Origin of the sequence: Vallitalea maricola, from assembly GCF_036985595.1 — a bacterium.
Taxonomy (GTDB): domain Bacteria; phylum Bacillota; class Clostridia; order Lachnospirales; family Vallitaleaceae; genus Vallitalea; species Vallitalea maricola.
In genome coordinates, this window is record NZ_BTPU01000027.1 from 81,610 (window position 1) to 108,538 (window position 26,929).

Genomic DNA, 26,929 nt, shown 5'->3' on the forward strand with positions numbered 1-26,929 from the left:
ATATGAGTGTAGAAACAATAATGTTGGAATCAAAAAAATGGGCTGTAGTAGGAGCAACTGATGACCAGGATAAATTTGGTTATAAAATATATAAGAAATTAAAAGATAACAACTACACAGTCTATCCAATTAGTGTCAAATGCAAAGAAATAGACGGTGATAAGGCATACAAAGAATTAACTGATTTACCTGAAAAAGTTGATGTAGTAGATTTCGTAGTCAATCCAAGAATAGGAATATCAATCATAAAACAATGTAAAGATCTAGGAATAAAAAATGTTTGGCTTCAGCCAGGCACTGTCAGCGAAGAAATATTACAATACGCAAAAGATAACGATATCGAAGCCGTACAAGCATGTGTCCTCGTTGCCCTATCGTAAAGTAAGTTCTCAATCACTATAAATTATATAAAAAAAGAATATAGCCAATCGTTAACCAATCAGAAGAAAAAGTGTTTTGTGATTAATATTGAAGGGTATTAAGAGCAAAAGGGTATATGTATATGTGAAGTAGTGAGGCAGGACGCCGAACCCAGCTTTTTGCTCAGGACGAGCAAGTAGCTGGCGAAACATATACATATACTCTTTTGCATAAGCCATGTCAGAACAAAATATTTTTTCTGACTTACTTGCAATAAATCTAATCCTAAAAAAAGAGGAAACTCAAACTACCTATATTGATAAAAACCTATAATAATGATAAAATATAATTGATTATAAATAATCTAATAATATGAAATTTAGAATTTATGTCATTTAAAGAAACGCCCTAATATTTATTACAAGTATTATGGCGTTTCTAAAATAATTTAATAAGGGTGATTATTCAATGAGATTCCAAGTAAGGGAAAAAATATTTAGTTTTGGAGATGACTTTACTATAAAAGATGAAATGGGGAATGATTTTTTTATAGTAAAAGGTAAAGTATTCAGCTTAGGTGACAAACTACAATTATTTGATATGAATGGAGAAGAAATATTCTATATAGAGCAAAAGCTTCTAAGGATGATGCCTGAATACACTATATTCAGAAAAGGCAATCCAGTTGCTCTAGTCAAGAAAAAGCTTGCTTTTTTTGGTTCTAAGTTCAATATAGAAAGTGAAAATGGTTATTATGATATAGACGGCAGACCTTTTAATTATAATTTTTCCATAATGAAAAATGGTAATATAGTAGCTACTGTATCCAAAGAATTTTTTAGCTTCTCTGATACATATGGTGTTGATGTAAATGATAACGAAGATTATGGATTCATTATAGCCCTGGTAATAGTCATAGACCAGATAATCCATGATAACAATAATCATTAACACTATTAATTTATAATGTTTCAGTTAAAATTGAATTGTAATAGAAGGCACCTTATAGGTGTCTTTTAAATAGAAATTTTATTCAAGGAGTATGATATTATGAAAATTATTGACATTGATAACTGGAAAAGAAAAGAACACTATAATTTCTTTAAACAACTAGATTATCCACATTATAATGTTTGCGCTAATATAGACATAACTAAATTTCATAAATTTATAAAAGAAAATGGTCTTCCTTTTTTTATAACTACGATTTATGTAGTTTCCAAAACCGCTAATGACATAAAAGAATTTCGATATAGAATACGAGGAGAAAATGTTATAGAACATGAAAAAGTTAGACCAGCTTTTACTATAATGGGGGATGAAGAATTATTTGGCTTCTGTACAGTAGATTATTTTGATGATTTTAAAAATTTTAAAGAAAATACTATGATTGAGATGAATAAATCTAAGGAAAATATATCTTTAAAAGATGACTCTAGCAAAGATGATGTTCTATATCTTACAAGTCTTCCTTGGATTTCATTTACAACAGCCTCACATCCAATAAACATAAATCCAGTAGATAGCATACCAAGAATAGGCTGGGGAAAATTTTTTGAAGAAAATGGTGTAATCAAATTACCTCTATCTGTACAAGTACATCATGCTTTGGCAGATGGACTTCATGTAGGAAAATACTTTCAACTGATACAAGAGATTATGGATAATCCAGAAAAATACTTATAGACAATAGTATATAATGTAAAAGTATCCAAGTAAAAAATAAAATAGACTCTGTTTAGTGGTAAGGTACTATAACAGAGTCTATTTTATAAATTAATTAATATTATTTGCTCTCATCTTTCTCAAAAGCAATCAAATAATATTTTTCATTGAATTCTTTTTCTAATTGAGTAATTCTATCTAGTTCGTTATTGGATAAATTAGCAAGAGGTACTTGATTTAGATTATTTAAATCATTCACATATATCATCCCTTTTATTTAATTTATTCTTTTTTATTATTTGCATTATTGTATTTGATTATACATGAATAATGTAGCTATCCTTCTATAATATATCATATAAAAAAGTTAATATTAATCTGAAATAATAAAAAAATTTTAAATTTAATTAAAATATATTTAAAAATACTGGCTTTATTAAAGGGATTGCAGTATAATAATATATAATACAATAATGAAGGGGTGTTCACTAATGCCACAAGTCTTAAAAGACGATATTAAAAATAGAATACTTCATGTTGCTGTAGATATGTTCAAGAATTATGGGTATGCAAAAACTTCAATGAAGAATATTGCAACAGAAGCGAAAGTAGCTGTGGGAAATTTATATAGATATTTTAACAGTAAAGAAGATTTGTATAATGAGATTATAAAAGAATTCGTAGATAAAGTAAACAACATCATCAAGGAAAATACTCACAACATGGTTAATCTGGAAGATATGGAGGAAGATGTCTATGATTTAGTTGGCAAGCTTGAAGACTATCCTAATTATCTAGGTGTATACCCAATGGTAAGCAAGATCTGTTATGATCTTAGTGAGTACATAAATAAAAACAGAGATAAAGCAATTATATTTTTTCAAAGCAGTAAAGAAGTTCCAAGTTCAAGACTTAATCTCATAGAGATAATTCAAAAAGTTCTCTATGGAAAGATAAAGAAAGATATGAATAAGACATATTTAGAAGATGAAGATAAATTATATGCTTGCAGTTTGGCAAAAGGTTTCTATGAGACGTTGAGCTATATGGTTATTAATATGGAAGAATCCTTTGATATGGCTGATTTAATGAATAAAGTCGTAAAATTATACTTCTTATAACAGCCATCTTTATTGGTCAATAAACTTGTTGCAATTAATAATTAAATTATTTTTTTTGTTGTAAAATGAACCATGATTCTCTTTTGGAATGGCAATACTTTTAATATAGTAGATTGGAGGGAAGGAAATGAAATTAAAAATAATTATAAGCTGCTTAATAATCATTATAGGCATAAGTGGTTGTAGTCTAATTCCAAATAAGATTGTAAAAAGTGAAGAGGTTGTAAGGACAGTAGAGGTAAAAGAACTAAAGAAAGAAATGAATGATATTATTTTAGATTATTTGGGAACTGTCATAGTCAATGATGAACGTATATTATTTACTGATGTTTCAGGAACAATAACTAGAGTGAATGTAGCAGCAGGACAAAAAGTTAATAAAGACGAAGAATTATTTATGATAAAAGAGAATGAAGATAATACCATAAGTATTAATTCAGATATAGATGGATATGTGAAAGAGGTATTTGGTAAGTCTAGAACCACAGTGCAAGAGGGAGAACCATTAATAAGTCTCAATGTCTATAATCATAGAGTATCTTTTGGTATAATCTCAAAAGATATTAAAAAAGTTGATGTTGGAACAAAAGTCAATATAACCATCAATGGTGTTGAAACATCAGGCAGAGTCTGTCAAATCAGTCCTTATCCAGATCAATCAAGTAAGACCTTCCCTGCTCAGATAGAGTTGGCAGGTACATACGATAAAGAGGATTATATTGTTGGAGCAGTAGCAGAGATTGATTTGATAATTGGGCAAGAAGAAGGTTTTTATATAGATATCAATAATGCACTTAATGAAGGAGATCCGTTTGTATATCTTATGAATGATGACAATCGTGCAGTTAAAAAGAATATTACTATAAAAGGGTATAGTAAGAATAAAATATTGATTGAAGGATTGAGTGAGGGAGATAAGCTCATTGTATCAGGAACCTCGAATTTGAAAGAAGGTCAAAAAGTAAAAATCGCTGAAAAAGAGGTGGAATAAGACACATGGGTAAAATTATTAAGTATGCCATAAAAGAAAGAAAAACAACAATACTTTTAGCTATAATTTTAATAATTTATGGATTATATAATTATTATCTGCTTCCTAAACAGGAAAACCCAGATACCACTTCTCCTGCAGCAGTAGTTACAGTAACCTTCCCAGGTGCATCAGCAAAAGAGGTGGAAGAACAAGTAACTAAACTTATCGAAGAAGAAGCTATGACTTTAGATGGAATAGATAGTATTGAATCTATTTCCAATAATAATGTATCAATAGTAATTGTCAAACTTACTACTGGAATTGATAGTAGTGAACAATGGGATAATCTTAGAGAAACTATGTATGGGATGGAAAGCAAATTGCCTTTAGGAGCAGATAAACCTATTGTTGAAACAGATTTAATAGATTCTGCTGGTTTCATAATAAGTTTATCATCAAAAGAACTTGCTTATGACGAGTTATCTAATCATGGAGAGGCTATCCGAAAGGAACTTATTAAAGTTAACGGAGTCAAAAAAGTAGTTATTGATGGACTAAAAGAAAAACAAGTAGTCATTGAGGTTAATTATAAGTTATTGAATACTTATAGTCTGTCAATTGAAGATATATATAATTTACTTATTTCACAAAATCTGAACATTCCTTCAGGATACGTGGAAACTGATAAAGGAAAAATAACAGTCAGTACTCCTGGAAAATATCAATCACTAAAAGATATTGAAGACCTAATAATAACTATATCTCCAGAGACAGGAGGTATTGTCAGGTTAAAAAACATAGCTGAGGTTAATATAGAAAGAAAGGAAAATGTTAGGCAGTATACTCACGAAGGTGAGGAAGCAGTACTTCTTACAGGTTATTTTGAAGATAATAAGAATATAGTTAATATTGGAAAAGATGTTAAAGATATCATTAATAATTATAAAGTTTCATCAAATAGATTATTGGAGATTGATGAAGTCTTATTTCAACCTGAAGAAGTGGAAAAATCCGTTAATAACTTCATAATAAGTCTATTAGAAGGTATGTTATTTGTTTTATTGGTTGTACTAATCGGTGTAGGTATAAGAAATGCTCTTATTGTGGCCACATCAATACCATTGTCCATTTGTATTACTTTTATTGTTATGAAACTGTTGGGGATAGATATACAGCAAATGTCAATTTCAGGTTTAATTGTGGCATTGGGTATCTTGGTAGATAATTCTATTGTTATTAGTGATGCTATACAAGTTAAATTGAATGAAGGAAATAGTAAAAAAGAGTCAGCTTATCTAGGTGCCAGAGAACAACTTGTTCCTGTTCTTACATCTACATTGACAACGCTGGTAGCATTTGCAGCTATCACTGTACTTCCTGGAGCAGCAGGTGAATTCGTAAAGAGTCTTCCACAAGTGGTATTTATATCTCTTACAGCCTCTTTTATTGTTGCAATGCTTGTTACACCCGCACTAGCAAGTTTGTTTTTCAAGGAACACAGCCAAGATAAGAAGAATAGGAAAAATATAATAAGAAAATTTTTCAAAGGATTCCTCAAAGTTGGTTTAAAACACAAAATCACTACTATTGCAATCAGCCTAGGAGTTCTAGTATTATCAATACTAGCTGTTTTTACCCTAGATATTGATTTGTTCCCATATGCAGACAAAGATATAATGTACATTAATGTAAAAGGAGAGGTCAAAGGGGATATCAGTAAAACAAAAGAATTAGTAAAAGAAGTTGAAAAAGTACTAGAACAAGAAAAGGATATTACTACCTATACTTCAGCAATAGGTGGTTCTATGCCCAAATTCTATATAACAATTAATTCTCTTGCATCCACTGAAGATATAGGTCAAGTCTTGTTTAGAGTCAACTTGAAGAAAACTAATGCACATAAGAATCTAAACGATTTTTCTCTGTATCTACAGAATAAGCTTAATTCTGTACTACAAAATGGTATAGCTACCGTTGGTAGATTGGAGTTAACGGAAAGTGGACCAGATTTCAAGGTAATCATTGCAGGAGAAGATACGGAAAGAATGACGTCGATAGCCCAAGAAATAGAAAAAGAATTATTAAGTAAAGAAGGTACTGTCAATGTAAGTACCAACATGCTTAGTAAAGAATATGAATATAAAGTTGATATTGACTCTAATGCAGCAGCTTCCTATGGTTTAACTAAATATGATATTCAAAAACAACTGAATCTATCATTATATGGTTCAATACCAACTACAGCTAATCTTGGAAACAAAAATTATAAGGTGTATCTTAAGACTAACGCAAAAGAAATCAGGGATATCAATAATCTAGCCATAAAATCAAATATAACAGGTGAGAAAGTTTTACTAAAACAAGTTGCAAATATTCAATTACAGGAGAATCTTCCAGCTATTAATAGATTGGATGGTGAAGAAGCCATCATTGTCCAGTGTGATGTCATATCTGGTTATAGTATTGTAGATATCGGTAATACAGTTGAATCTATGGTAAAAAATAATATGAATACAGCCGGCTTGAATATCAAATATTATGGGCAGAAACAGACTATGGATACTTATCTTGATGGACTGGATTTAGCAGCTATCTTTTCAATTGCTATAATTTATATTATACTATTATTACAATTCAACTCCTTCAAGCAACCATTAGTAATATTATTGACTGTACCACTTTCCCTTATTGGTTCAATTCTAATACTTGTTTTATTAGATATAAAAGTAACTTTTACAGTATTATTAGGTGTAATTAGCTTAATTGGTATTGTAGTAAACAATGCCATATTATTAATTGAATATATTAACAGGGCTAGAGATAAAGGGGCTTCTTTAATAGAAGCATGTATAGAATCAGTGGATAAGAGGTTTAGACCTATTATGCTAAGTACTGTTACAACAGTTATTGGATTAGTACCACTAGCACTATCAGGTAGTTCTTTCTTTAGTCCTATGGCAATAGCTTTGATGGGCGGATTGATGATATCTACTATATTGACATTGGTAATTATACCAGTTGTATATACTTTAGTAGAAAAAACTAAGAAATAATGAGGCAAATGCTAATGAAAAACAGTAATATCAAATTAGGAATATTTAATTGGTTTGGATATATCATGCCACCTGTAGAACGTGTCAAGAAGATAATAGAAGCTGGATTTAACAGCATCATGTTATGGTGGGATGAAGAATTATTTTCAGAAGAAGGTAAAAAGGATTTATTGAAAATCTTGGAGATGGATATAAGTATAGAAAATATACATGCACCATATTATGAATGTAATAAATTATGGAGCAGTAATGAAACTGAGCGTAATTATATAATTAATGAATTCATTAAATGTATCCATGATTGCCATACTTATAATATACCAGTAATAGTCATGCATCTGACCCAAGGTGATTATCCAAACAAACCTAACATATACGGGCTTGATTCCATGAAAACCATATTAGAAGAAGCAAAAAAATGTGGAATCAGAATCGCCATAGAAAATACAAGACAAGAAGAGTTTTTTGATTATGTTCTTAATAATATCCAAACAGATTGGTTAGGGGTGTGTTACGATTCTTCTCATGCTAACTTGTACAGCGCCTCTATTTTTGATGTTTTAAATAAATATGGTGATAGACTTATTTCATTACATCTATCTGATAATGATGGATGTACAGATAGACATTGGCTGCCTTATGAAGGAGTCATTAATTGGATTAAGCTGCTTTATAAGTTGAAGGAAATAAATTATATGGGAAATCTATCATTTGAGGTCTTTTATGATAAAACAAAAGATGATTATGATTCAGCTGAATTCTTAAGAGAGGCACATGATAAGGCTGTTATATTAAGAACTGAATTGGAATATATATTATAGTTGATTAAAATTAAAGAGGTGATTGGATTATTTTGTGATAATAGGATGAGTATTATTATAAAAAACATTAAAAAATCTTATTAAAAAATTAAGTTTTTTCTAATTTATTTTTAATTGTTATTGGTACAAAAATATGGTAAGATGACATAAGATTAAAAAATAATCATTATTAATTAGACTAAATATGAATGAGGGTTGACCATGAAGAAAGACACGATAGACACTTATATTATGCTTTCTGATACTGGTTCTGTGTTGAATAGATTGATCAAATTCTATACCAAAATACCATATAACCATGTATCGGTTGCACTGGACGAAGAGCTGAACGAGATGTACAGTTTTGGTAGAAAATTCCCTAGAAACCCTTTAATCGGAGGATTTGTCAGAGAATATATTGACAAAGGAACTTATGCTCGTTTTAAAAATACTACTTGTTTAATATGCAAAATGGAAGTAACAAAAGAGCAATATGATAAATTAATTAAAAACATAGAACATTTCAAGAAGCGAAAAAGAAGATACTATTATAATATATTTGGAATTTTTACAGTGATGTTGCATATACCAATAAAAATTCCATACGGATATGTATGTACCCATTTTGTATCCCATGTATACGAGAGAAGCGGTGTAAAGCTGTTTAATAAAAGAAGTACATTAGTTTCTACAGTTGATTTCTATTACCTTAATAGGATGAAGTTACATAAAGTATATGAAGGAAAATTATCAGATTTCTGTAATGAAAAAGAATACCAGCAATTTATGGTAGGATAAGACATATTATTAAATTAGGGAAAGATACCTGAAAAAAATGATTTTGTATATATATAAAGCTGATTCATAATACATTAAATATCTCTGTAAGATAGACTGAACATAGTATATCTTAAGGTAATTTTAATTATAATAAATGTATTATGAGTCAGCTCGTTTTACTATTAGAGATAAAAAAGTCAAGTTATTAATGAGGTCATCATTGTTTTTATAATAATATCTATGAATTAATAAAATGTTCTTGACCTATTATTAATTTTATGTTTAAATTCATATAAAGAATTAAGAAGTGAACTATAATTTAGAATATATTGGAGTTAAGTATAATATCTTTTTTTTATTGAATACATGTAATCGTTTTCACAGTCTTATCAATAGATAAAGGAGATATTGTAAATGAAAAAAAATTTATTATTAAAAGACATTTTAAATAATATGGTAGGATTATTTTTATTTGCCATAGGAATATATGTTTTTACTTCTAAAAACCAAATAGCTCCTGGAGGTGTATCTGGAATGGCAACTCTAATCAACTATCTTACAGGTATACCAATAGGTTTAACCTCTTTTTTGATTAATGTTCCTTTATTAGTATTAGCATTTATTTTTTTAGGCAGAAGTTTTGTTTTAAGAACACTTATATCAGTAGTTATTCTGTCTTTTATGTTAGATATTGGAGTTGTGTGGTTACCAATTTACAAAGAAAATGCATTATTAGCTGCTATATTTGGTGGGGTATGTCTTGGAATAGGATTATCTATTGTTTTTATGACTGAATCTTCCACAGGTGGAGGAGATATTTTAGGTAAACTGATTCAGAAAAGACGTCCATATTTATCTATTGGCAAAATACTGTTATCAATAGATTTTGTAGTTATATCATTGTCAGCAATTGTTTATAAAAATATTGAATCAGCTATGTATGGATTAATTACTATGTTTATCACAACAAAGATAGTAGATGCTTTTTTGGAAGCTTGTGATAAAGGTAAATTGCTATTTATTATGTGTAATGAAAGTAATGAAGTTGCCAAGGGTATTACGCAGGAATTAAAGAGAGGAGCCACATTTTTAGATGGAAGAGGAGCATATTCAGGAGAAAATAAAGATGTGTTAATTGTAGCAGTCAAAAAAAGAGAAGTTTACAAAGCCAAGACTCTCATCAAGTATATTGATCCTACAGCATTCATTGTAGCTACAGAAGCAGGAGAAATAGTGGGAGAAGGTTTCAAAAGTACAATCATATAGATAGTATTTCAAAATTATGGGAAAAAAGCTATTGACTTTTAAAGTATTGTATATTATTATATGGTTAGTCAATGAAAACCATTACATTAAATATACAATAATAGATATTATATTTATGAACTTCTTAATTTTAATGCTTTTTTAATGCTTATAGTAATAATTTAACTATATTTTTTTGAATATGATGTAATGGATTACATTACCTTAAATGAGGTGAAATAATGAATATTCAAGATGTAGCTCGAGAAGCAGGTGTTTCAGTAGCAACAGTATCTAGAGTTATTAACCATAATGAAAAAGTTTCTACCAATACCAAGAATAAGGTATTGAAAGCTATAGATAAGCTTCAATATACTCCTAATCTATTGGGACGTAATCTTAGGAAAAAAAGGACTTATAAAGTATTGGTATTAGTACCTACTTTATCAAATGAATTTTATTCTGAGATAGTAAGAGGTGTGGAAGATGTAGCTAATGAAGAAAATTATTATGTTATGGTATGTAGTACTCATTCTAACAAAGAAAAGGAGAAAGCATATTTAAATATGTTCTATAATCACTTGATTGATGGAATTATTTTTACTGCTCCTGAGATGAGTGGAGATGCCATGATTGACATAGCTAATAATTACCCTGTTATTCAATGTAGTGAATACATTAAGAATACAGATGTTTCATGGGTGAGTATAGATAACCATCAAGCATCTATTGATGCAATACAATATCTTATTGACATTGGTCATAGAGAAATTGCGATAATTGGTAGTGAAAATGGCTTCGTATCATCTATAAAAAGAAAACAAGGATATCTAGATACTCTTAAACAAAATAATATTCAGATAAATAATGATTATATAATCCAATCTGATTATGAATTTCAAGATGGTATAGATGGCTGTAAAAAATTATTGAATCTATCTAAACCACCTACAGCAATTTTTTGTGGTTCAGATGCAATAGCGGTTGGTGTAATAAGACAACTTACAAAACAGGGCATTGTAGTTGGAAAAGATATAAGTGTTATAGGGTTCGATGATACTCATCTAGCAGCTTATTACAATCCGCCCATTACTACAGTTTCTCAGCCAAGGTATGATATGGGTAAAGTTGCAATGGAATTATTACTTAGAAAGATTAATAATATTAATTGCAAAAATGAGTATATAACTCTAGATCATAAATTAACCATCAGAGAATCTACATTAGCTAAATAATCAATAACCTTACATTCATCATATTAGTACAAGAAAGAAGTGATTAAGATGAAATTGGGAATCATTGCAGAACCTTGTGAACAAAGTTTTATAGATGCAAAGAAAAGAAAACTTGATGTATTAGAGTTTTGTTTACATCCCACATTTGGAATGGATAAATCCCTTAAGAAATTAGAAGTTATAAGAGGATTAAAACCGTATATTAAGAGATACGGAATAGACGTAGCTGCTATAAGTGTCTGGGCTACTGATAAGATTGATGAAAAAGGTAATTTAATTAAAAATGAGCTTGAACTTGGTTATAAACTAATTGATGCAGCAAACAATATTGGTTGCACTAATGTAGTAACTTCATGTAATTATGTAGAAGGATTGTCATATTATGAAAACTGTTCCAAAGCAATAGAATACTTTGAGAAATTAATTGAATATGGAAAACCTAAGAAGGTTAAGATATCAACTTATAATTGCAGATGGAATAACTTTGTACATAGCGATATGGCTTGGACTATTATACATGGACATCTCAAGAATCTAGGAATTAAATATGATCCATCACATGCTGTATATAATGAAGGAAAATACTTAGCAGAAATGAAAAAATGGGCACACAGATTTTATCATGTTCATCTAAAGGGCGCGATGAAAATTAATGATAAAAGATTTGATGATCCACCAATCGGTATGGATGAAATAGACTGGGGTAAATTCATGGCAATATTATATGCCATGAAATATGAAGATGCTTTATGTCTAGAGCCACATTCAGAGAATTGGGAAGGTGAATTAGGAGAAAAGGGCATTGATTTTTCTATTAATTATATAAAACCATATATTTTAGATTGATTACTATATCAATAAATAAAATTGATAGTAAAGTCTAATCTTAGACTATTAAATAACTATAAATTTATGACTATGGAGGAAGTAATAATGAAAAAATTTCACGGTTTTAAAATGTTCACAGTAATCGCATTAGTAATGGCTATGTTAGTATCGTTAGCAGGTTGTTCTAGTTCTAAGAATGATACTGAAAAAGACGATGCAAAAGAAAATAGTAAGGAACAGCAAAAAGATACTGAAAAAAAATCAAGTGTAACTATTGAACTTTTTCAATTTAAATTAGAAATAGCAAAAGCTCTTGATGCAGCAGCATCAGAGTATATGAAAGAAAATCCCAATGTTAAAATTAATGTTCAATCAATTGGTGAAGGATATAGCACACAATTAAAGGCAAAGATGCAATCTGGTAAAGAGCCTACTATATTTAATGTAGGGGGCCCATCAGATGTTAATGATTGGTTATATAAATTGGAAGATCTTTCAGATCAACCTTGGGTTGAGTATGCAGCAACTGGTACAATGGGCGATGTTACCATAGATAATAAAGTTTATGGATTACCATACTCAGTAGAAGGATATGGGTTTGTATATAACAAAGCTATGTTTGAAGCAGCTGGTGTAGATATTGCAGAGATAAAAGATTTTGCAACACTAGAAACAGCAGTTAAAAAATTAGATGAAAAGATTAAATCTGGTGATTTAAAAGAGCAATTCCCTGATCTTGAAGCAGTATTTGAATTACCAGCTAAGGAAACTTGGCTAACAGGATTACATACAACTAATGTAGCGTTAAGTCCAGAATTTGATAGTGCATTGAATGCATTTAATGCTGATAAAGTTGAATACAAATATAGTGACCAACTCAAAAAAATCGTAGATATACAAGCTGATTATTCATCGGACGCAGATAATAAACAAAAACTTTGTGCAGTAGATAATACTACATCAGTAGAAAATGGTATAGCCATCGGAAGAGTAGCTATGGTTCAACAAGGTAACTGGATATATCCTTCAGTAAATAGTATAGACCAGGAAATAGCTGAACAATTAGATATTTTACCTATTCCTCTTGAAGGAGTTATAGAAGATAGTATTCCAATAGGTGTACCAATGTATTGGACAGTTAATGTTGATGCTGCTGATGAACAAAAAGCAGCTGCAAAAGACTTCTTAAACTGGTTATATCAATCAGAAAGAGGAAAAGAAATTATTGTAAATGAATTCTTCTTTATCCCACCATTCACTAATTATGATGGATTAGAAGCAAAAGACAGCTTAAGTCGTGCAGTACAAAGATATACTAATGCTGGGAAAACAATGCCTTGGGTATTCATGGGTTATCCAAGTGGATGGTGCATGGATATCATGGGAACATCCATTCAAAAATATCTAGCAGGTGTTCAAGATTGGGATGAAGTAATTGATTATTGTAAACAACAATGGGAAGAATTGGCTAAAAAAAGAGATGAGAATTAATATAACTAGAATGGTGGATGAAGAAAAATGAGAAATTCCAAAAAAATATTTTGGCTTTTCCTAGCTCCTAGCGGTATATCATTTTTATTAGTTGTTATTATCCCTATGTTTTTAGGAATATATTATTCTTTCACAGACTGGAATGGTATTAGTGAAAAGATCAATTTTATAGGTTTTCATAATTATATTGAGATATTTACAAAAGATCCAGGATTTAGAGATGCATTTTTATTTACAGTTAAATACGTTATAGTTGAAGTAATGATTGTAAATGTAGCTGGATTTTTATTAGCTTTATTGGTTACTAAAAAGTTACGTGTAAGCAATTTTTTGAAAAGTACATTTTTCTTACCTAACTTGGTAGGAGGATTATTACTAGGATTCATTTGGCAATTTATATTTACTAAAGGATTCGAAAGCATAGCTGATAACTTAGGATGGGCGTTTTTTGATGGATGGTTATCCACTCCTCAAACAGGTTTTTGGGGACTGGTTATTGTATGCTCATGGCAAAGTATTGGATATATGATGTTGATTTATGTTGCTGGTTTACAGTCCATACCTCAAGATGTATGGGAAGCTGGAAGTATAGATGGTGCTACTGGACTTAAGAAATTCAGACATATTACATTACCTTTGATAGTTCCAGCTATTACTATAGGTATATTCATGAATATATCAGGTGCATTTAAGGTTTTTGACCAGAACTTGGCACTTACTAATGGAGGGCCTCATAATTCAACTCAGATGTTAACGCTTAACCTTTATAATACTGCTTATACATATAATGAATTAGGTATGGCTCAAGCGAAAGCAATAATATTCCTCATTATTGTAGGAATCATTACCTTTACACAACTCTACTTTACTAAAAAGAAAGAGGTGGAAATGTAATGACTAATAAAAAAATGAACAAAAAGCAAAAGAAGAAAATATTAATAAGTGTATTTGGAGTTATATTAGCACTTATATATATATCACCATTTTATATGTTGTTAAGTAATTCCTTTAAAACATCAAAAGGTATATTCAAAGAAATATTTGCATTACCATTTGGAGAATATTTTACATTAAAAAACTATGTAAATGCATTTATTGAGATGGATTTTCTTAGGAGTTTTACAAATTCCTTATTTATAACTATAGCAGGAACAACATTGATTGTTATAACTTCTGCAATGGCTGCATGGGTATTGGTTAGAAGAAAATCAAAAATCAGCACTTTCATATTTTTTATTTATGCTGGTGCAGTACTTGTTCCATTTCAATGTGTCATGTTACCTTTAGTAAAATTAATGGGTAAACTTAATATGCTTAATATACCAGGTTTAATTGTGATGTATATTGGATTTGGTTCCAGTATGGCGATTATGTTTTTTCATGGATTTATAAAAAATGTTCCAGTAGCACTTGAAGAAGCAGCTATTATAGACGGATGTGGACCTTTCAGAGTGTTCTGGAGAATAGTTTTACCGTTAATGAAACCAATAGTATTCACGATAGTCATATTAGATGTGATGTGGTTATGGAATGATTTCTTATTACCTTCATTAATAATTAATCAACCTGGAATGCATACTATTCCATTAAAAACGTACTACTTTTTTGGAAAATATACTAAGAAATGGGATTTGGCAACAGCTGCATTAGTAATCAGTATCATACCTATAATGATATTCTATGCATTCGCACAAAAACGTGTAATTAATGGTATAACAGAAGGTGCTGTTAAATAAGCTAGTTTACAATTTAATATTATATTATAATAAGTAATTCCCCTCATAGCTCAAGGTTGGTTGTTCAGCCTTGGAGTAAAAGTAAAATAGTGAAAGATTGTAAAATATAGTATGAAAAAAAGACTAAAACTTATTAAACCCTCACATTATAAGTGTAAGGGTTTAGTAAGTTTTTTTATGCTATATTTCTTATTGGTAACATATGATACAGCTAAAATAATAAATAATAGTATAATAAAGGATAAGTCGATGATAAAATAAAATTATTTATTAACCATATAGAGCTGAAAGGAAGGATATTATGACAAAATATTTTAATGTAAATGATTCATTATATGCTATTACAGAACGTTATCCTGAGACCATAGATTTATTTGAATCAATAGGATTTGAAGGAATGAACAATGAGAATCAAAGAAAATTAATAGGGAAATCAATAACACTTGAAACAGCATTGAAAATGAAAAAAATCAACTTAGAGGTATTTACTGAGAATCTTGAAGATGCTATAAATCATAACAAAGCTATAAATGATGAAACTGATAAAGTTACCAATAATAATGCTGACATTAAAATTGAAGGTATTTTACCTTGTCCAGTGAGAATACCACTTATGGAGTCATTCAGTAAATGGATGGAAGGCACTGGTAATAACCTAGCTGCTAAAATGGAGTATGAATTAAAAGCAGCATCCATGGGTGTAGATTGGTTAAAAGAATCATTAGAGAAAACAGAAGATCCAGATATTTTATCAGATATATTCATATCAGCAGGGTTTGATTTGTTTTTTGATAAAAAATTAATTGGCAAATGGGCGTCAAAAGGTGTATTTGAAGATATAACAAAAATGAAACATTATAATAAGGAATTTGATAATGAAGAAATATGTCTAAAAGACCCTAATAATAATTACTCAATTATAGGGGTAGTGCCAGCAGTATTTTTAGTAAATATAGAAGAATTAGATGGCAGAGATATGCCAAAATCATGGGAAGATATATTGAAACCAGATTTTGAGAATAGTGTTAGCCTACCTATCGGAGATTTTGATTTATTTAACGCCATACTATTGAATATTCATCAAAAATATGGTGAAGAAGGATTGAGGAAACTAGGAAAATGCCTATCAACAGGAATGCATCCATCTGAGATGGTAAAATCTCATAGAAAACAGGATAAACCAGTTGTCACAATAATGCCTTATTTCTTTACTAAGATGATTAAAAATGAAGGACCCATGAAACCTGTATGGCCATTAGATGGAGCTATAATTAGCCCAATATTCTTACTATCAAAGAAGAGCAAAAAAGATATGTTAGAACCAGTTGTTGATTTCTTTGCTTCAAAGGAAGTTGGAGAAATTTTATCTCATAACGGTAAGTTCCCAAGTGTTAATCCAGAAGTGGATAACATGATATCAATGGAACATAAATACATGTGGTTAGGATGGGATTATATATACAATAATGATATGGGTGAACTAATAAATAGATGTGAAAATATTTTCAATGAAAATATAGATGCTAAATAGAGAGAAAGGTGATAAATATGAATCTAGTTACTATTTCCGGACCTCCATCTTCAGGTAAGACATCAGTAATTCTTAAAACAATAGGCGCTCTTCAAAAAAGAGGATTATCAGTAGGTGTAGTAAAATTTGACTGTCTCTATACAGATGATGATATATTATATAAAAAAGCAGGAATACCTGTTAAGAAAGGTTTGTCTGGCTCTCTTTGCCCTGACCATTACTTTGTCAGTAACATTGAAGAAGTTGTTAAGTGGGGTATAAAAGAAAACTTGGATTTACTCATTACTGAGAGTGCAGGACTTTGTAATCGTTGTTCACCATATATCAAGGATATCAAAGCAATTTGTGTAATAGATAATCTTAGTGGGATAAATACTCCTAAGAAAATAGGGCCAATGTTAAAATCTGCTGATATAGTTGTAATCACCAAAGGTGACATTGTATCACAAGCAGAGAGGGAAGTGTTTTCTTCAAGAGTTAATTCTGTTAATCCAAAAGCAGTTACAATGCATATCAATGGGTTGACTGGACAAGGCGCATTTGAATTAAGTACTCTATTATATGACGAAGAAACTGATACAAGTACAGTAAAAGGTAAAAAATTAAGATTCTCAATGCCATCAGCACTTTGTTCATACTGTTTAGGTGAAACTAGAATCGGTGAGGATTATCAAATGGGTAATGTAAGAAAAATGAAATTAGGTGATGACGATGATAAATAGAGAAAAACTTAATGAATTGACAATTAATGAAATAGAAAATAAATATCCCTTTATTATATCCTTCTTTGCAGATAATAAACTGGATGTTGATGATTATAGAAATGAGACTTTTATAAGTTTCCTAGAACATTTTTCTGAGGAAGAAAGAGAAGAATGGGCTATAGACACAACAAAATTGATTGATGATATAATCGTATATATCAATACCATGCTGGATTTTCTAGGCATAAAAGAAGAAAAAGCAGTTAATTCATTAACAATTATAGCTGGACATGATAAATCTGGACAAAAAGAAAATTTTGATAATATCACTATAAATAAAAGTGAGATAATATCTATTGTTGGTCCAACGGGTTCAGGTAAAAGTAGATTATTAGCTGATATAGAATGGACAGCTAATGAAGATACTCCAACAGGCCGAGCCATTCTAATTAATGGTGAAAAACCAGATAAAAAATGGAGGTTTTCTTCAGGTAATAAATTGGTGGCACAGCTATCACAGAACATGAATTTTGTAATGGATTTAACTGTTAGCGAATTTCTTGAACTTCATGCAAAAAGTCGTATGGTTGAAAATGAAAAAGAAGTAATAAAAAAGATTATTGAAGCTGCTAATAATCTAGCAGGAGAAGCTTTTGACCTTAATACTCCTATCACCAGTTTAAGTGGTGGACAATCTAGAGCTTTGATGATAGCGGACACAGCTATTCTAAGTACATCTCCTATTGTGTTAATAGATGAAATTGAGAATGCTGGAATTGATAGAAAAAAAGCACTGGGTCTCCTTGTAAGCAAAGAAAAGATAGTATTAATGGCAACTCATGACCCAAGTCTGGCACTTATGGCTAATAAGAGAATAGTTATAAAAAACGGTGGTATATATAAGGTTATAGAAACAGGAAAAGAAGAAAAAGCTATGCTGCAAGAATTAGAAAAGATGGATAAAGTCATTAAAGGATTAAGAACTTCCCTCAGAAAGGGAGAAATAATTAATTATAATGATAATATTAGTAATATGAATGTTTATGAAAGTATCCATTGATAAGAACTATTTATCTTATAGAAAAGTTGCTGCGGAACGAGGCGTGGCTTCTTTTTTTTATAGAATATTAATAAACTTAAGGGTTTTTTAATGTTTATCTTATTGCGCATGTGCCTTGATTTAATGTATAATTGAAGAAATGTATTATTTTTACAACATAGAATAAGCTATTTACGCAGGAGGAAGTTTTTTATATGGATATTATTGAGATATTTAAAGCGTTGATTATTGGTATCGTTGAGGGAGTTACAGAATGGTTGCCAATAAGTAGTACAGGTCATATGATTCTAGTTGATGAATTTCTTAAGTTGAATATGTCGGAAGCTTTTAAGGAAATGTTTTTCGTAGTAATTCAGCTAGGGGCAATAATGGCAGTTGTGGTTATTTATTGGAAGAAGATTTTTCCCTTCTCATTTAAACAAAGACAATTTATTAAAAAAGATACTATTCTTTTGTGGGTAAAGATTGTCATTGCATGTATTCCAGCAGGAATAGTAGGTGTATTATTTGACGATAAGATGGATGAATTATTCTATAACTATCAGACAGTTACTATTACATTGATATTATATGGTATTTTATTTATTATCATAGAGAAATGGAACAAAGGCAGAACTTGTAAAGTTAATGATATCTCTGAGCTTACGTATCAGACAGCACTTATAATAGGTTTATTTCAAGTATTATCACTAATTCCAGGAACTTCACGTTCTGGAGTAACCATATTAGGAGCAATACTTATAGGAACATCAAGAACTGTAGCTGCTGAATTTACCTTTTTCTTGGCTATGCCAGTTATGTTTGGTGCAAGTTTAATCAAGATCATGAAATTCGGTTTTGCATTTACAAGTCTAGAATTATTGGTTCTTCTAACAGGAATGATAGTTGCTTTTGTAGTTTCAATATTAGCAATCAAATTCCTAGTAGGATATATCAAAAAACATGACTTCAAAGTATTCGGTTGGTACAGAATAGTGTTAGGAATCATTGTAATCCTATATTTTACAATATTTAAATAAAAATAGCATGATAAGGGGAGTATTCCCTTGTCATGCTTTGTTTTTTATACACGATCTAATCCTTCAGTTTGTTTTTTGACTAAAACACCTTCAGCTATTTCCCATTCTTTTGTCGCTATACCTTCATCATTAATGATGTAGCCGTTACTTGATAAAGGATATAAAAGGTCTTTTGTAAAATTACGTCCAGATGCTTCACATAACCAGTGAGTAGCTGTTTTCATTATTCTATTATAATCGTCTTCTGTTTCAGCAAATTGAAACAGTCTATTACTAACATTATAATAAACCTCATTATCTATTACAGTTGTATCTTCCATTTTCATCACCTCTTAGTTATGTTTTGCTAAGATTGATGAAATTATTTACTTAATACTATAATTGATTTTGGGAAAAATGCTTTTTTTGTAGGGAAATTCTTTTCTCAGCATTCTAAAAGCCAGAGCGAGGATATGAGTTTAAATTACAAAAATAAGTAATCGGGAATCTTTTGTATTTAAAATAAATTGAAAGTAAAGAATAATTATGTTATAATAAGTACAGTATTAAATATTGTTTTATTTAGAAAATAGCAAACCTATTGAAAAATAGGGACGCAAAGCTATGGGTCTAAGGGATTATATCCTAGGACTGCCAGGTTGCCGTATAATAATTTGATGGCAGTCACTATTAATAGTAGCTGTTTTTTTTGTCACATTTTTTTCATTGACTAAAAACGTTATATGAAATGTTATGTGGAGTGTAACAAGTTACCTTTTTTATATTAAAGGAATCTTCCTGCCATAAAATATAGTATATTTTATCATTTTTCTTGATGAAATTATTTTATTTGTTAATTAATAGTTGAAAGAGGGGATATAATGAAAAAAAATGATGTTTTTTATGATAAAGTATTTTTAGTAAAATTTTTGGAACAATTAAATATAGAATTAGAGTATAAGCGATTGGATGGTAAAAATGAAGAGCTGATCGCTGAAGCAGCAAAATGTCTTGCTGAAACTTTTGCAGGGATAACAGTAAAAGAAGAAACAATATCTGAACCGATGGTACAGGCTGTTCACTTATCTATTGATGATTTTAATGAATTTGTTTATAGTTACATGAAAAATGTTGTAGAACAAGGATTGTGTTATATAGCTATAAACAGAAAAAATAATAAAATCATAGGTGTATTAGCATGTGAAGACTTTGATCCAGATGAAGAGGTGCCTCCATTTACAGATAATTTAGAGCCCATGAATAAAATCTGTGAATTACTTGAAGTTCTTGATAAGAGGTTTTTGGATACTATTTATTACAAAACAGATAAAAAAATTAAAAAGAATGATTTTGTACATATGTTTATGATTGGTGTAAAATCAGATAAGCTAAAGAAAGAAATAGCAAAAGACTTAGTGAGAATCTGTCAGGATGATGCAATAAAAAGAGGTTATAAAGGTATGTTTCTTGAAGCTACCAATATCAAATCTGCTACATTAATCTCAAAATATTTTAAGTTTAAACTTGTTCATGATGAAAAAGGAATACTTATCCATACAAAATATGCTGAGACAGAACATTTTAAAGATATACCACCTGAAAAATCCTTGGATTGTAAATTATTCTATAAAGCCCTTGACCCAGAATATGATATTTAATATTAAATAACAAAACATTTAATAGGAGGTATACACATGTATAAAATTGAGGTAAATTCAAGTAAGAAATTAGTATCTTTAGTAGCTGAGGGAATGTTCACAATTGATGAAGCTAAAGATTGTATGAAAGATTATGAAAGTAAATTAAAAATGATTAATGTTAAGGATTATGTATTTTTAGTAGATGCAAGAAAACAATCAACTTCTACACCAGAAGTAGGAGAAGTATTAACAGAAGCATTAAAAAAATACTTGGATACACCATTCAAAAAGAGATATTATGTAAAACTTGATTCAGTTATTGCTATGTCACAAATAAGAAGACTTGGTGGAAAAGAATTTGTTGATAAATTTGAAGTAGTTAATACACCCGAAGACGTAATTAATAGTCTATAATATTTGTTAAATAACAAGTATAGATGGTAAATCCAGGGAATTAAGTATTTTACTCTGGATTTATTTTTTGCTTTGAATGAAATTGGTTATAGTGTTCATAATAAGATTAGTGGATATTATTATAGGCACAAAAGACATATAGTTATTATTAGGTATAATTTCTTGGTTGTAGTAAGTAAGAATCACGACAGAATATATAAAAAATTATGACAAATTACAAACTGATATCAAATAAATAATTGATTTACAATATACTTAAAATAGTTTATAATTAGTAGTGACAAAATAAGACAATATATTAGGAGGTATATAGTATGAAAAAAATATCAGCAATGATAGTATGTGTATTATCTGTGATGTTAATATTTGTTGGATGTGATTATAATGAAAATAAATTATATAATGCATTTAAGAAATCTCTAGAAGTCACTTCAAGTGAAAGTGATACAGATATTTCTGTAACATTAGAGACAGAAGGATTTTCAGAAGAAGATCAATTTAGCATTGCTACTGTAAAGATGTTATTACAGGATTCAAACATTAACATTCACACTAAATTACAGCAAAACAAACAAAAAACATCAAGAAAAATGTATGTAGATACCCAATTCGTTTTTGGTGGAATAGGAATGGGAGTAGAATATTGGGGAGATTTTAATATGTCACAAAAGAATTCTAAATCCCTCCAAGTAATAAAAGTACCATCTATAATGATGTTTTCACCTAGTGAGGAGTTAGCTGGAAAGGAATATCTTGTAATAAATCAAGATAACAATGAAGATATTACTTATGATAGTAAATTAGTATTAGAATTACAAGATAAATTAAATAAATTCTTAAAAGATTACGCTTTACAATATAACCCTAACTTGAAATTAGTGAAAAATAAAGGAAGAAAAACAATTGATGATAAGACAGCATATGTATATGAAGTATCATTAGACAATGAGTCACTAAGTAAGTTAATAAATTATTCAGCTAATAATTTATTAGATAATAAAGAAGCACTTAAATTCTTTAGTGAATATATGGACATTATATCAAAGATGGTTAACAAGTCTGAAGAAGAAGTGAAAAAAACTAAGGAAGAAATAGATAGTATCATAGAAAATATAGATGAAAATAAACCAGTATTAAAAGAAATGATTAATGGCTTTACTGATAAATTATGTAAGTGTAATTTATTAGGTGAAAAAGGTATCGTTATAGAATATGCTATCAATAAAGAAGGTTATATTGTTAATGAATCTGGTTTAATAGATTTGAATATAGATATTGCTAAAATAGAAGAAGTCATGGCTATAAAAGATAAATTGACTGATGAAGAATATGATGAAGATATCTTAGACGAAGAAGTATCTGGTGTTATCAAATTAGGTTTCGAATTCAACAAAAATATATATAATATAAATGAAAAGGTTGAAATTGATATGCCTGAATTGACTAAAGAGAATTCCGTTGACATGAATGAATTAATGAAAGCTAGAAGTGAATCTTTTAATCAAATATATCCTAAAGATATTTAAAAGAATTTGAGATAAATTTAATACAATTTAATAATTAAAAAAAATAAATACATTAAAAGATGATTCTCTGTATATAACAGGAATCATCTTTTTTGATGTGCTCAGCATTAGCCATTTTATTAAAAATTATAGAAATCAGTCATAATAATGTAGTTTTGCATCATATAGATAGAAGGCTATAAGTGTTAAAATGAAGATGTATCATAATTTAGAAAATTATTGTATAGGAGGAAAAAAATGAATAATAAGGTTAGAATCTTTTTCACCAGCTTAGTGGTAGTAACTATAGCGTTGTCAACATTTAGACCGACAATTACTGTAGCAGCTACAGGGAGCGAAAGTGATCTACAGATTACATCAGCTAACAAAAGCTTAGAACAGTACTTTAATGCATCTAAGCAAAATGTCCTTGAAGTACAAGTTGTTTCGCCTGAGAATGAACCAAGGGGTGAATGGGAACCTCGAATAACTCAACATTATGGGGTAGATACAGTAATCCCTTCTTATTGGGGAAGTTATCACGGAGTACCTGCTAATGAAGGTGGTAATCACTATAGGGAATGTTTTTGCCTTCGTGATATCTGTCACCAAACTGATGCAGGACACTTGCTAGGTCTTGATAATGAAAACTTTACAATGCTCCAACTTTTTGCAATAGGTGCTAACGATAACACTATAAAACCATACTGGCCAAAATGGTCTTATGATTTCTATGGTTACCCTTATTATATGGATGCGGGTTTTCAAGAGTTGCCTGCTCCTTTTGAGTTATTAGAAAAAATCTATCGTCAATACCTATGGACAGGGGATGACAGATGGATTAATGATCCAGAGATATTGGAATATGCTGAGAATTTACATTCAATTGATGCTTTTATGGGTGCACATGATGTAAATAATAATGGTATTGCTGACGGTGGTGGAAACATGGATATTTTACCTACCTTATGGGAATTTGAAGAGAGAGGTATGATTGTTGAAGCTGGTGATACATATGGTGTTCAATATCAATCATTATTAGCATATGCAGGTATTCTAGAGGCACGTGGGGAAATGACAAAAGCTCAAGAAATTCGTAATAGAGCCATTGCACTTAGAGAATATTTTGAAGAGAATTGGTATTCAGAAGAAGAACAAATATACATACGTGCTTTTGATAAGTTCGGAGACACAAGAACAAATTGGGGACATGAAAATAGCTTTTTCATGCCAATGAAATTACTTACAGATAATGGTCCTAGAACAGATAGATACTTGGATTTTATTCATTACAATGCATTTGTCGACCCACTGAATGAAGAGGCCCAAACATATCTAGCTGATACATTCTATAAACATGGAGAGAATGCTATGGGATGGCATTGGACAAAGAAGGTGCTTGAACATAATACAACATATCCTGAAATATTTTTCTTGAACATATCTAATGTTATTACAGGTATGATGGGTGTTGAACCAGATGCTCCAAATAATAAAGTTTCCACTATTTCACGTTTAACAAAAGAAGTTCCATGGGTTCAAGTAGATAATATTCCTATTGGATCCAATAAAGTATCAGTTAGACATGATGGAACTGATCAAACTACATTTGAGAATACATCAGGCTCTACAATGACATGGGAAGCTTGTTTTTATGGTCAAGTCAATTCATTGGAAGTAGATGGTCAAACTATGCAAGCTACGGTTGGAGAGCTAAATGGCAAGACAATATCATATGTATCTTTAAGTGTACAATCAGGAGAAAAGAAGACAGTAAAAGCCAATAAAACACATCCTGGATTCTTATATCTCAGTGATCAACAATGGGCGTATGTTACAGATGAAGAGAAAATAAAATTAGATACAAGTTATGGCGAAAATGCTATTATGATTGATGAGAAAAACTATCAAAAAGGATTGGGTACATTAGCAAATACAACCATTCGTTACTATTTAGATGGTGAAGTTAGTAGATTTACAGCGACAGTAGGTCTTGATGATGTTAGAGAAGATCAAACTAGTGGTTCAGTTGTCTTTAGAGTATATGCAGATAACGAAAAAGTCTTTGATAGTCAAGTTATGGGTGCAGCAGATTCAGCAAAAGAAGTAGATATTGATTTGACAGGTGTAAGAGTACTTGATTTAGTAACTTATGATGCTGGCGATGGTAGTAATCGTGATTATGGAACATGGGGAGATGCAAAAGTTTATACGAACCTTGAAGAATTACCATCAGAAGCTCCAGCTGATTTTGTATACTTAAGTGATATATCTTCAGCTAGTATTGGAGGAAGTTATACAACAGTTAATAAAGATTTGGATTATGATGGTAGAACTATTGATATTAATGAACGATCCTATTTTAAGGGGTTAGGTGTTCATGCAGACAATGAAATAGTCTATGATTTAGATGGGTTGTACTCAAGTTTCATTGTGGATGTTGGATTAGATGAAAGCGTAACAAGTAATGGTGATGTCATATTCAAAGTATATGGGGACAACAACCAATTATTAAGAGAAACAAGTACATTGACTCACACAAGTCCTATTGAAACAATGAATATTGATGTTACAGGTATGAATCAATTGAAATTAGTTGTTGACGATGCAGGTAGTAGTTATAATGATAGAGCTAACTGGGCTGATGCACGACTTATTTATAATCCTGATGTCGATTTACAATCTGCACTTGTATTAGCGCGTAAAATCAGATTTATAGACATGCCAGGAGTAGCAGAAACACAATTAACATTACCTGTAGTTCCAGATGGGTATACAATTGGTGTTAAAACATCAAGTGATACTTCTATTGTTGGGTTAGATGGAAGTATTACACCACCAGCTGCTGAAACAACAGTCACTTTAGTTCTAGAAGTGACCAGATTAAGCACAGGAGAAGTGGCTGAAACAAAACCATTAGATGTTTTGATTCCGTCAAATACACAGATTTCCCTCACATATTTCCAATGGGACTTGGCAACAGCTGGTTATGGCGATGTTGAACTTAATAAGTCTAATGGTGGGAATTCTATCACTATAGGAGGCAACACCTATGATAAGGGAATTGGAACACATGCAGATAGTGAGATTGTTTATCAAATTGATGGTCAGTACGACTGGTTCCAATGTGACATCGGCCTAGATGATGAAACTGGTAATAATGGGTCTGTTGTATTCAAAGTATATGGTGACGATGATGCAACAGTATTATATGAAAGTAATGTGCTCTATGGCACTAATCCGGTTGAGAGCATAAAGGTAAATATTAAAGATCATAATAGACTAAAGTTAGTTGTAACAGATGGAGGAGACAACAAAAATCATGACCATGCTGATTGGGGAAATCCTATGTTACTAATTGATAAGGAAGTAACTACTTTTGTATATCTAAGTGATCTAGACTGGACAAGTGCACAGTCAGATTGGGGTTCTGTTAAAAAAGATACAAGTGTAGACGGTAATCCATTGACAATTGATGGAAATACCTATTCAAAAGGAATTGGTACTCATGCAAGTAGTGAGATTATCTATAACTTAGATGGAGCATATACGACTTTCTATTCTCATATAGGCGTAGATGACGAAGTAGGAGCAAACTCAACAATCGTTTTTGAGGTATATGCAGATGGAGAAAAGATTTACGAAAGTGGTGTAATGAGTCATAGTGATTCTTATAAGGAGGTTAATGAGAATATAACTGGTGTTGATGTATTGAAATTAGTCATTACGGATGCTGGAGATGGAATTAATTCTGACCATGGTGATTGGGCAGATGCCAAGTTATATTAGA

24 protein-coding genes and 1 riboswitch are annotated in these 26,929 nt (G+C 30.2%); of the genes, 22 read left to right on the plus strand and 2 right to left on the minus strand.

Translation table 11 applies throughout. The features are described 5' to 3' along the window. Positions 1–2: 2 nt before the first annotated feature. The 3 genes from AACQ14_RS09090 to AACQ14_RS09100 all read left to right on the plus strand — a co-directional run bounded on the left by AACQ14_RS09090 (position 3) and on the right by AACQ14_RS09100 (position 2,046). Positions 3–380, plus strand: a complete 378-nt coding sequence (locus tag AACQ14_RS09090) for a CoA-binding protein (protein ID WP_339363268.1) — start codon at positions 3–5, stop codon at positions 378–380. Positions 381–828: 448 nt separating this feature from the next. Beyond that, on the plus strand, positions 829–1,311 hold the full coding sequence (locus AACQ14_RS09095) for an LURP-one-related/scramblase family protein (RefSeq protein WP_339363269.1): 483 nt from the start codon (positions 829–831) through the stop codon (positions 1,309–1,311). A 99-nt stretch (positions 1,312–1,410) separates the two neighbouring features. Beyond that, on the plus strand, positions 1,411–2,046 hold the full coding sequence (locus AACQ14_RS09100; RefSeq protein WP_339363270.1) for a chloramphenicol acetyltransferase: 636 nt from the start codon (positions 1,411–1,413) through the stop codon (positions 2,044–2,046). Between the two features lie 100 nt (positions 2,047–2,146). On the opposite strand, the gene AACQ14_RS09105 is transcribed toward AACQ14_RS09100, so the two are convergent. Then, on the minus strand, positions 2,147–2,284 hold the full coding sequence (locus AACQ14_RS09105; RefSeq protein WP_212693830.1) for a hypothetical protein: 138 nt from the start codon (positions 2,282–2,284) through the stop codon (positions 2,147–2,149). A 232-nt stretch (positions 2,285–2,516) separates the two neighbouring features. Here AACQ14_RS09105 and AACQ14_RS09110 point away from each other — a divergent pair, with 232 nt between their 5' ends. The 15 genes from AACQ14_RS09110 to AACQ14_RS09180 all read left to right on the plus strand — a co-directional run bounded on the left by AACQ14_RS09110 (position 2,517) and on the right by AACQ14_RS09180 (position 19,601). Continuing rightward, positions 2,517–3,146 carry a TetR/AcrR family transcriptional regulator gene (locus AACQ14_RS09110; RefSeq protein ID WP_339363271.1) on the plus strand — a complete coding sequence of 210 codons (630 nt, stop codon included), beginning with the start codon at positions 2,517–2,519 and terminating at the stop codon, positions 3,144–3,146. A gap of 127 nt (positions 3,147–3,273) precedes the next feature. After that, positions 3,274–4,137: an efflux RND transporter periplasmic adaptor subunit gene (locus AACQ14_RS09115; RefSeq protein ID WP_339363272.1), complete on the plus strand. Its 864-nt coding sequence runs from the start codon at positions 3,274–3,276 to the stop codon at positions 4,135–4,137. A 5-nt stretch (positions 4,138–4,142) separates the two neighbouring features. Then, on the plus strand, positions 4,143–7,172 hold the full coding sequence (locus tag AACQ14_RS09120; RefSeq protein WP_339363273.1) for an efflux RND transporter permease subunit: 3,030 nt from the start codon (positions 4,143–4,145) through the stop codon (positions 7,170–7,172). Between the two features lie 14 nt (positions 7,173–7,186). Further along, positions 7,187–7,993, plus strand: a complete 807-nt coding sequence (locus AACQ14_RS09125) for a sugar phosphate isomerase/epimerase family protein (RefSeq protein WP_339363274.1) — start codon at positions 7,187–7,189, stop codon at positions 7,991–7,993. Between the two features lie 201 nt (positions 7,994–8,194). Next, positions 8,195–8,770: a hypothetical protein gene (locus AACQ14_RS09130; protein WP_339363275.1), complete on the plus strand. Its 576-nt coding sequence runs from the start codon at positions 8,195–8,197 to the stop codon at positions 8,768–8,770. A 396-nt stretch (positions 8,771–9,166) separates the two neighbouring features. Further along, positions 9,167–10,018, plus strand: a complete 852-nt coding sequence (locus tag AACQ14_RS09135; RefSeq protein ID WP_339363276.1) for a YitT family protein — start codon at positions 9,167–9,169, stop codon at positions 10,016–10,018. Positions 10,019–10,239: 221 nt separating this feature from the next. Beyond that, the gene (locus AACQ14_RS09140) at positions 10,240–11,232 is read left to right on the plus strand and encodes a LacI family DNA-binding transcriptional regulator (protein WP_339363277.1); all 993 of its coding nucleotides are present in this window, start codon (positions 10,240–10,242) and stop codon (positions 11,230–11,232) included. Positions 11,233–11,280: 48 nt separating this feature from the next. Next, positions 11,281–12,078 carry a sugar phosphate isomerase/epimerase family protein gene (locus AACQ14_RS09145; protein ID WP_339363278.1) on the plus strand — a complete coding sequence of 266 codons (798 nt, stop codon included), beginning with the start codon at positions 11,281–11,283 and terminating at the stop codon, positions 12,076–12,078. An 87-nt stretch (positions 12,079–12,165) separates the two neighbouring features. Further along, on the plus strand, positions 12,166–13,551 hold the full coding sequence (locus AACQ14_RS09150; RefSeq protein WP_339363279.1) for an ABC transporter substrate-binding protein: 1,386 nt from the start codon (positions 12,166–12,168) through the stop codon (positions 13,549–13,551). A gap of 27 nt (positions 13,552–13,578) precedes the next feature. Then, entirely contained in the window at positions 13,579–14,445 is an 867-nt protein-coding gene (locus AACQ14_RS09155) for a carbohydrate ABC transporter permease (protein ID WP_339363280.1), read from the plus strand. Further along, positions 14,445–15,287 (plus strand): carbohydrate ABC transporter permease, encoded by an 843-nt coding sequence (locus AACQ14_RS09160; RefSeq protein ID WP_339363281.1) that lies wholly within the window; start codon positions 14,445–14,447, stop codon positions 15,285–15,287. The genes AACQ14_RS09155 and AACQ14_RS09160 overlap by 1 nt, the downstream gene beginning before the upstream one ends. Before the next feature lie 301 nt (positions 15,288–15,588). Further along, entirely contained in the window at positions 15,589–16,818 is a 1,230-nt protein-coding gene (locus AACQ14_RS09165; RefSeq protein WP_339363282.1) for an ABC transporter substrate-binding protein, read from the plus strand. A gap of 17 nt (positions 16,819–16,835) precedes the next feature. Beyond that, positions 16,836–17,540 carry a GTP-binding protein gene (locus AACQ14_RS09170; RefSeq protein ID WP_339363283.1) on the plus strand — a complete coding sequence of 235 codons (705 nt, stop codon included), beginning with the start codon at positions 16,836–16,838 and terminating at the stop codon, positions 17,538–17,540. Beyond that, positions 17,530–18,582 (plus strand): ATP-binding cassette domain-containing protein, encoded by a 1,053-nt coding sequence (locus tag AACQ14_RS09175; RefSeq protein WP_339363284.1) that lies wholly within the window; start codon positions 17,530–17,532, stop codon positions 18,580–18,582. Before AACQ14_RS09170 ends, AACQ14_RS09175 begins: the two co-directional genes overlap by 11 nt. A gap of 194 nt (positions 18,583–18,776) precedes the next feature. Further along, positions 18,777–19,601, plus strand: coding sequence for an undecaprenyl-diphosphate phosphatase (locus tag AACQ14_RS09180; RefSeq protein WP_339363285.1), 825 nt, complete (start codon positions 18,777–18,779; stop codon positions 19,599–19,601). Between the two features lie 44 nt (positions 19,602–19,645). Here AACQ14_RS09180 and AACQ14_RS09185 read toward each other — a convergent pair whose 3' ends face one another. Then, positions 19,646–19,921, minus strand: coding sequence for a hypothetical protein (locus AACQ14_RS09185; protein WP_339363286.1), 276 nt, complete (start codon positions 19,919–19,921; stop codon positions 19,646–19,648). Between the two features lie 240 nt (positions 19,922–20,161). Continuing rightward, positions 20,162–20,247: riboswitch (cyclic di-GMP riboswitch) on the plus strand. Positions 20,248–20,461: 214 nt separating this feature from the next. On the opposite strand from AACQ14_RS09185, the gene AACQ14_RS09190 reads away from it, so the two are divergent. The 4 genes from AACQ14_RS09190 (at position 20,462) to AACQ14_RS09205 (ending at position 26,928) form a co-directional block, all read left to right on the plus strand. Beyond that, positions 20,462–21,238 carry a uroporphyrinogen decarboxylase/cobalamine-independent methonine synthase family protein gene (locus tag AACQ14_RS09190; RefSeq protein WP_339363287.1) on the plus strand — a complete coding sequence of 259 codons (777 nt, stop codon included), beginning with the start codon at positions 20,462–20,464 and terminating at the stop codon, positions 21,236–21,238. A 36-nt stretch (positions 21,239–21,274) separates the two neighbouring features. Beyond that, positions 21,275–21,634 carry a hypothetical protein gene (locus AACQ14_RS09195; RefSeq protein WP_339363288.1) on the plus strand — a complete coding sequence of 120 codons (360 nt, stop codon included), beginning with the start codon at positions 21,275–21,277 and terminating at the stop codon, positions 21,632–21,634. A gap of 314 nt (positions 21,635–21,948) precedes the next feature. After that, the gene (locus tag AACQ14_RS09200; RefSeq protein ID WP_339363289.1) at positions 21,949–23,160 is read left to right on the plus strand and encodes a hypothetical protein; all 1,212 of its coding nucleotides are present in this window, start codon (positions 21,949–21,951) and stop codon (positions 23,158–23,160) included. A gap of 237 nt (positions 23,161–23,397) precedes the next feature. Then, positions 23,398–26,928 (plus strand): NPCBM/NEW2 domain-containing protein, encoded by a 3,531-nt coding sequence (locus AACQ14_RS09205; RefSeq protein ID WP_339363290.1) that lies wholly within the window; start codon positions 23,398–23,400, stop codon positions 26,926–26,928. Position 26,929 lies beyond the last annotated feature (1 nt).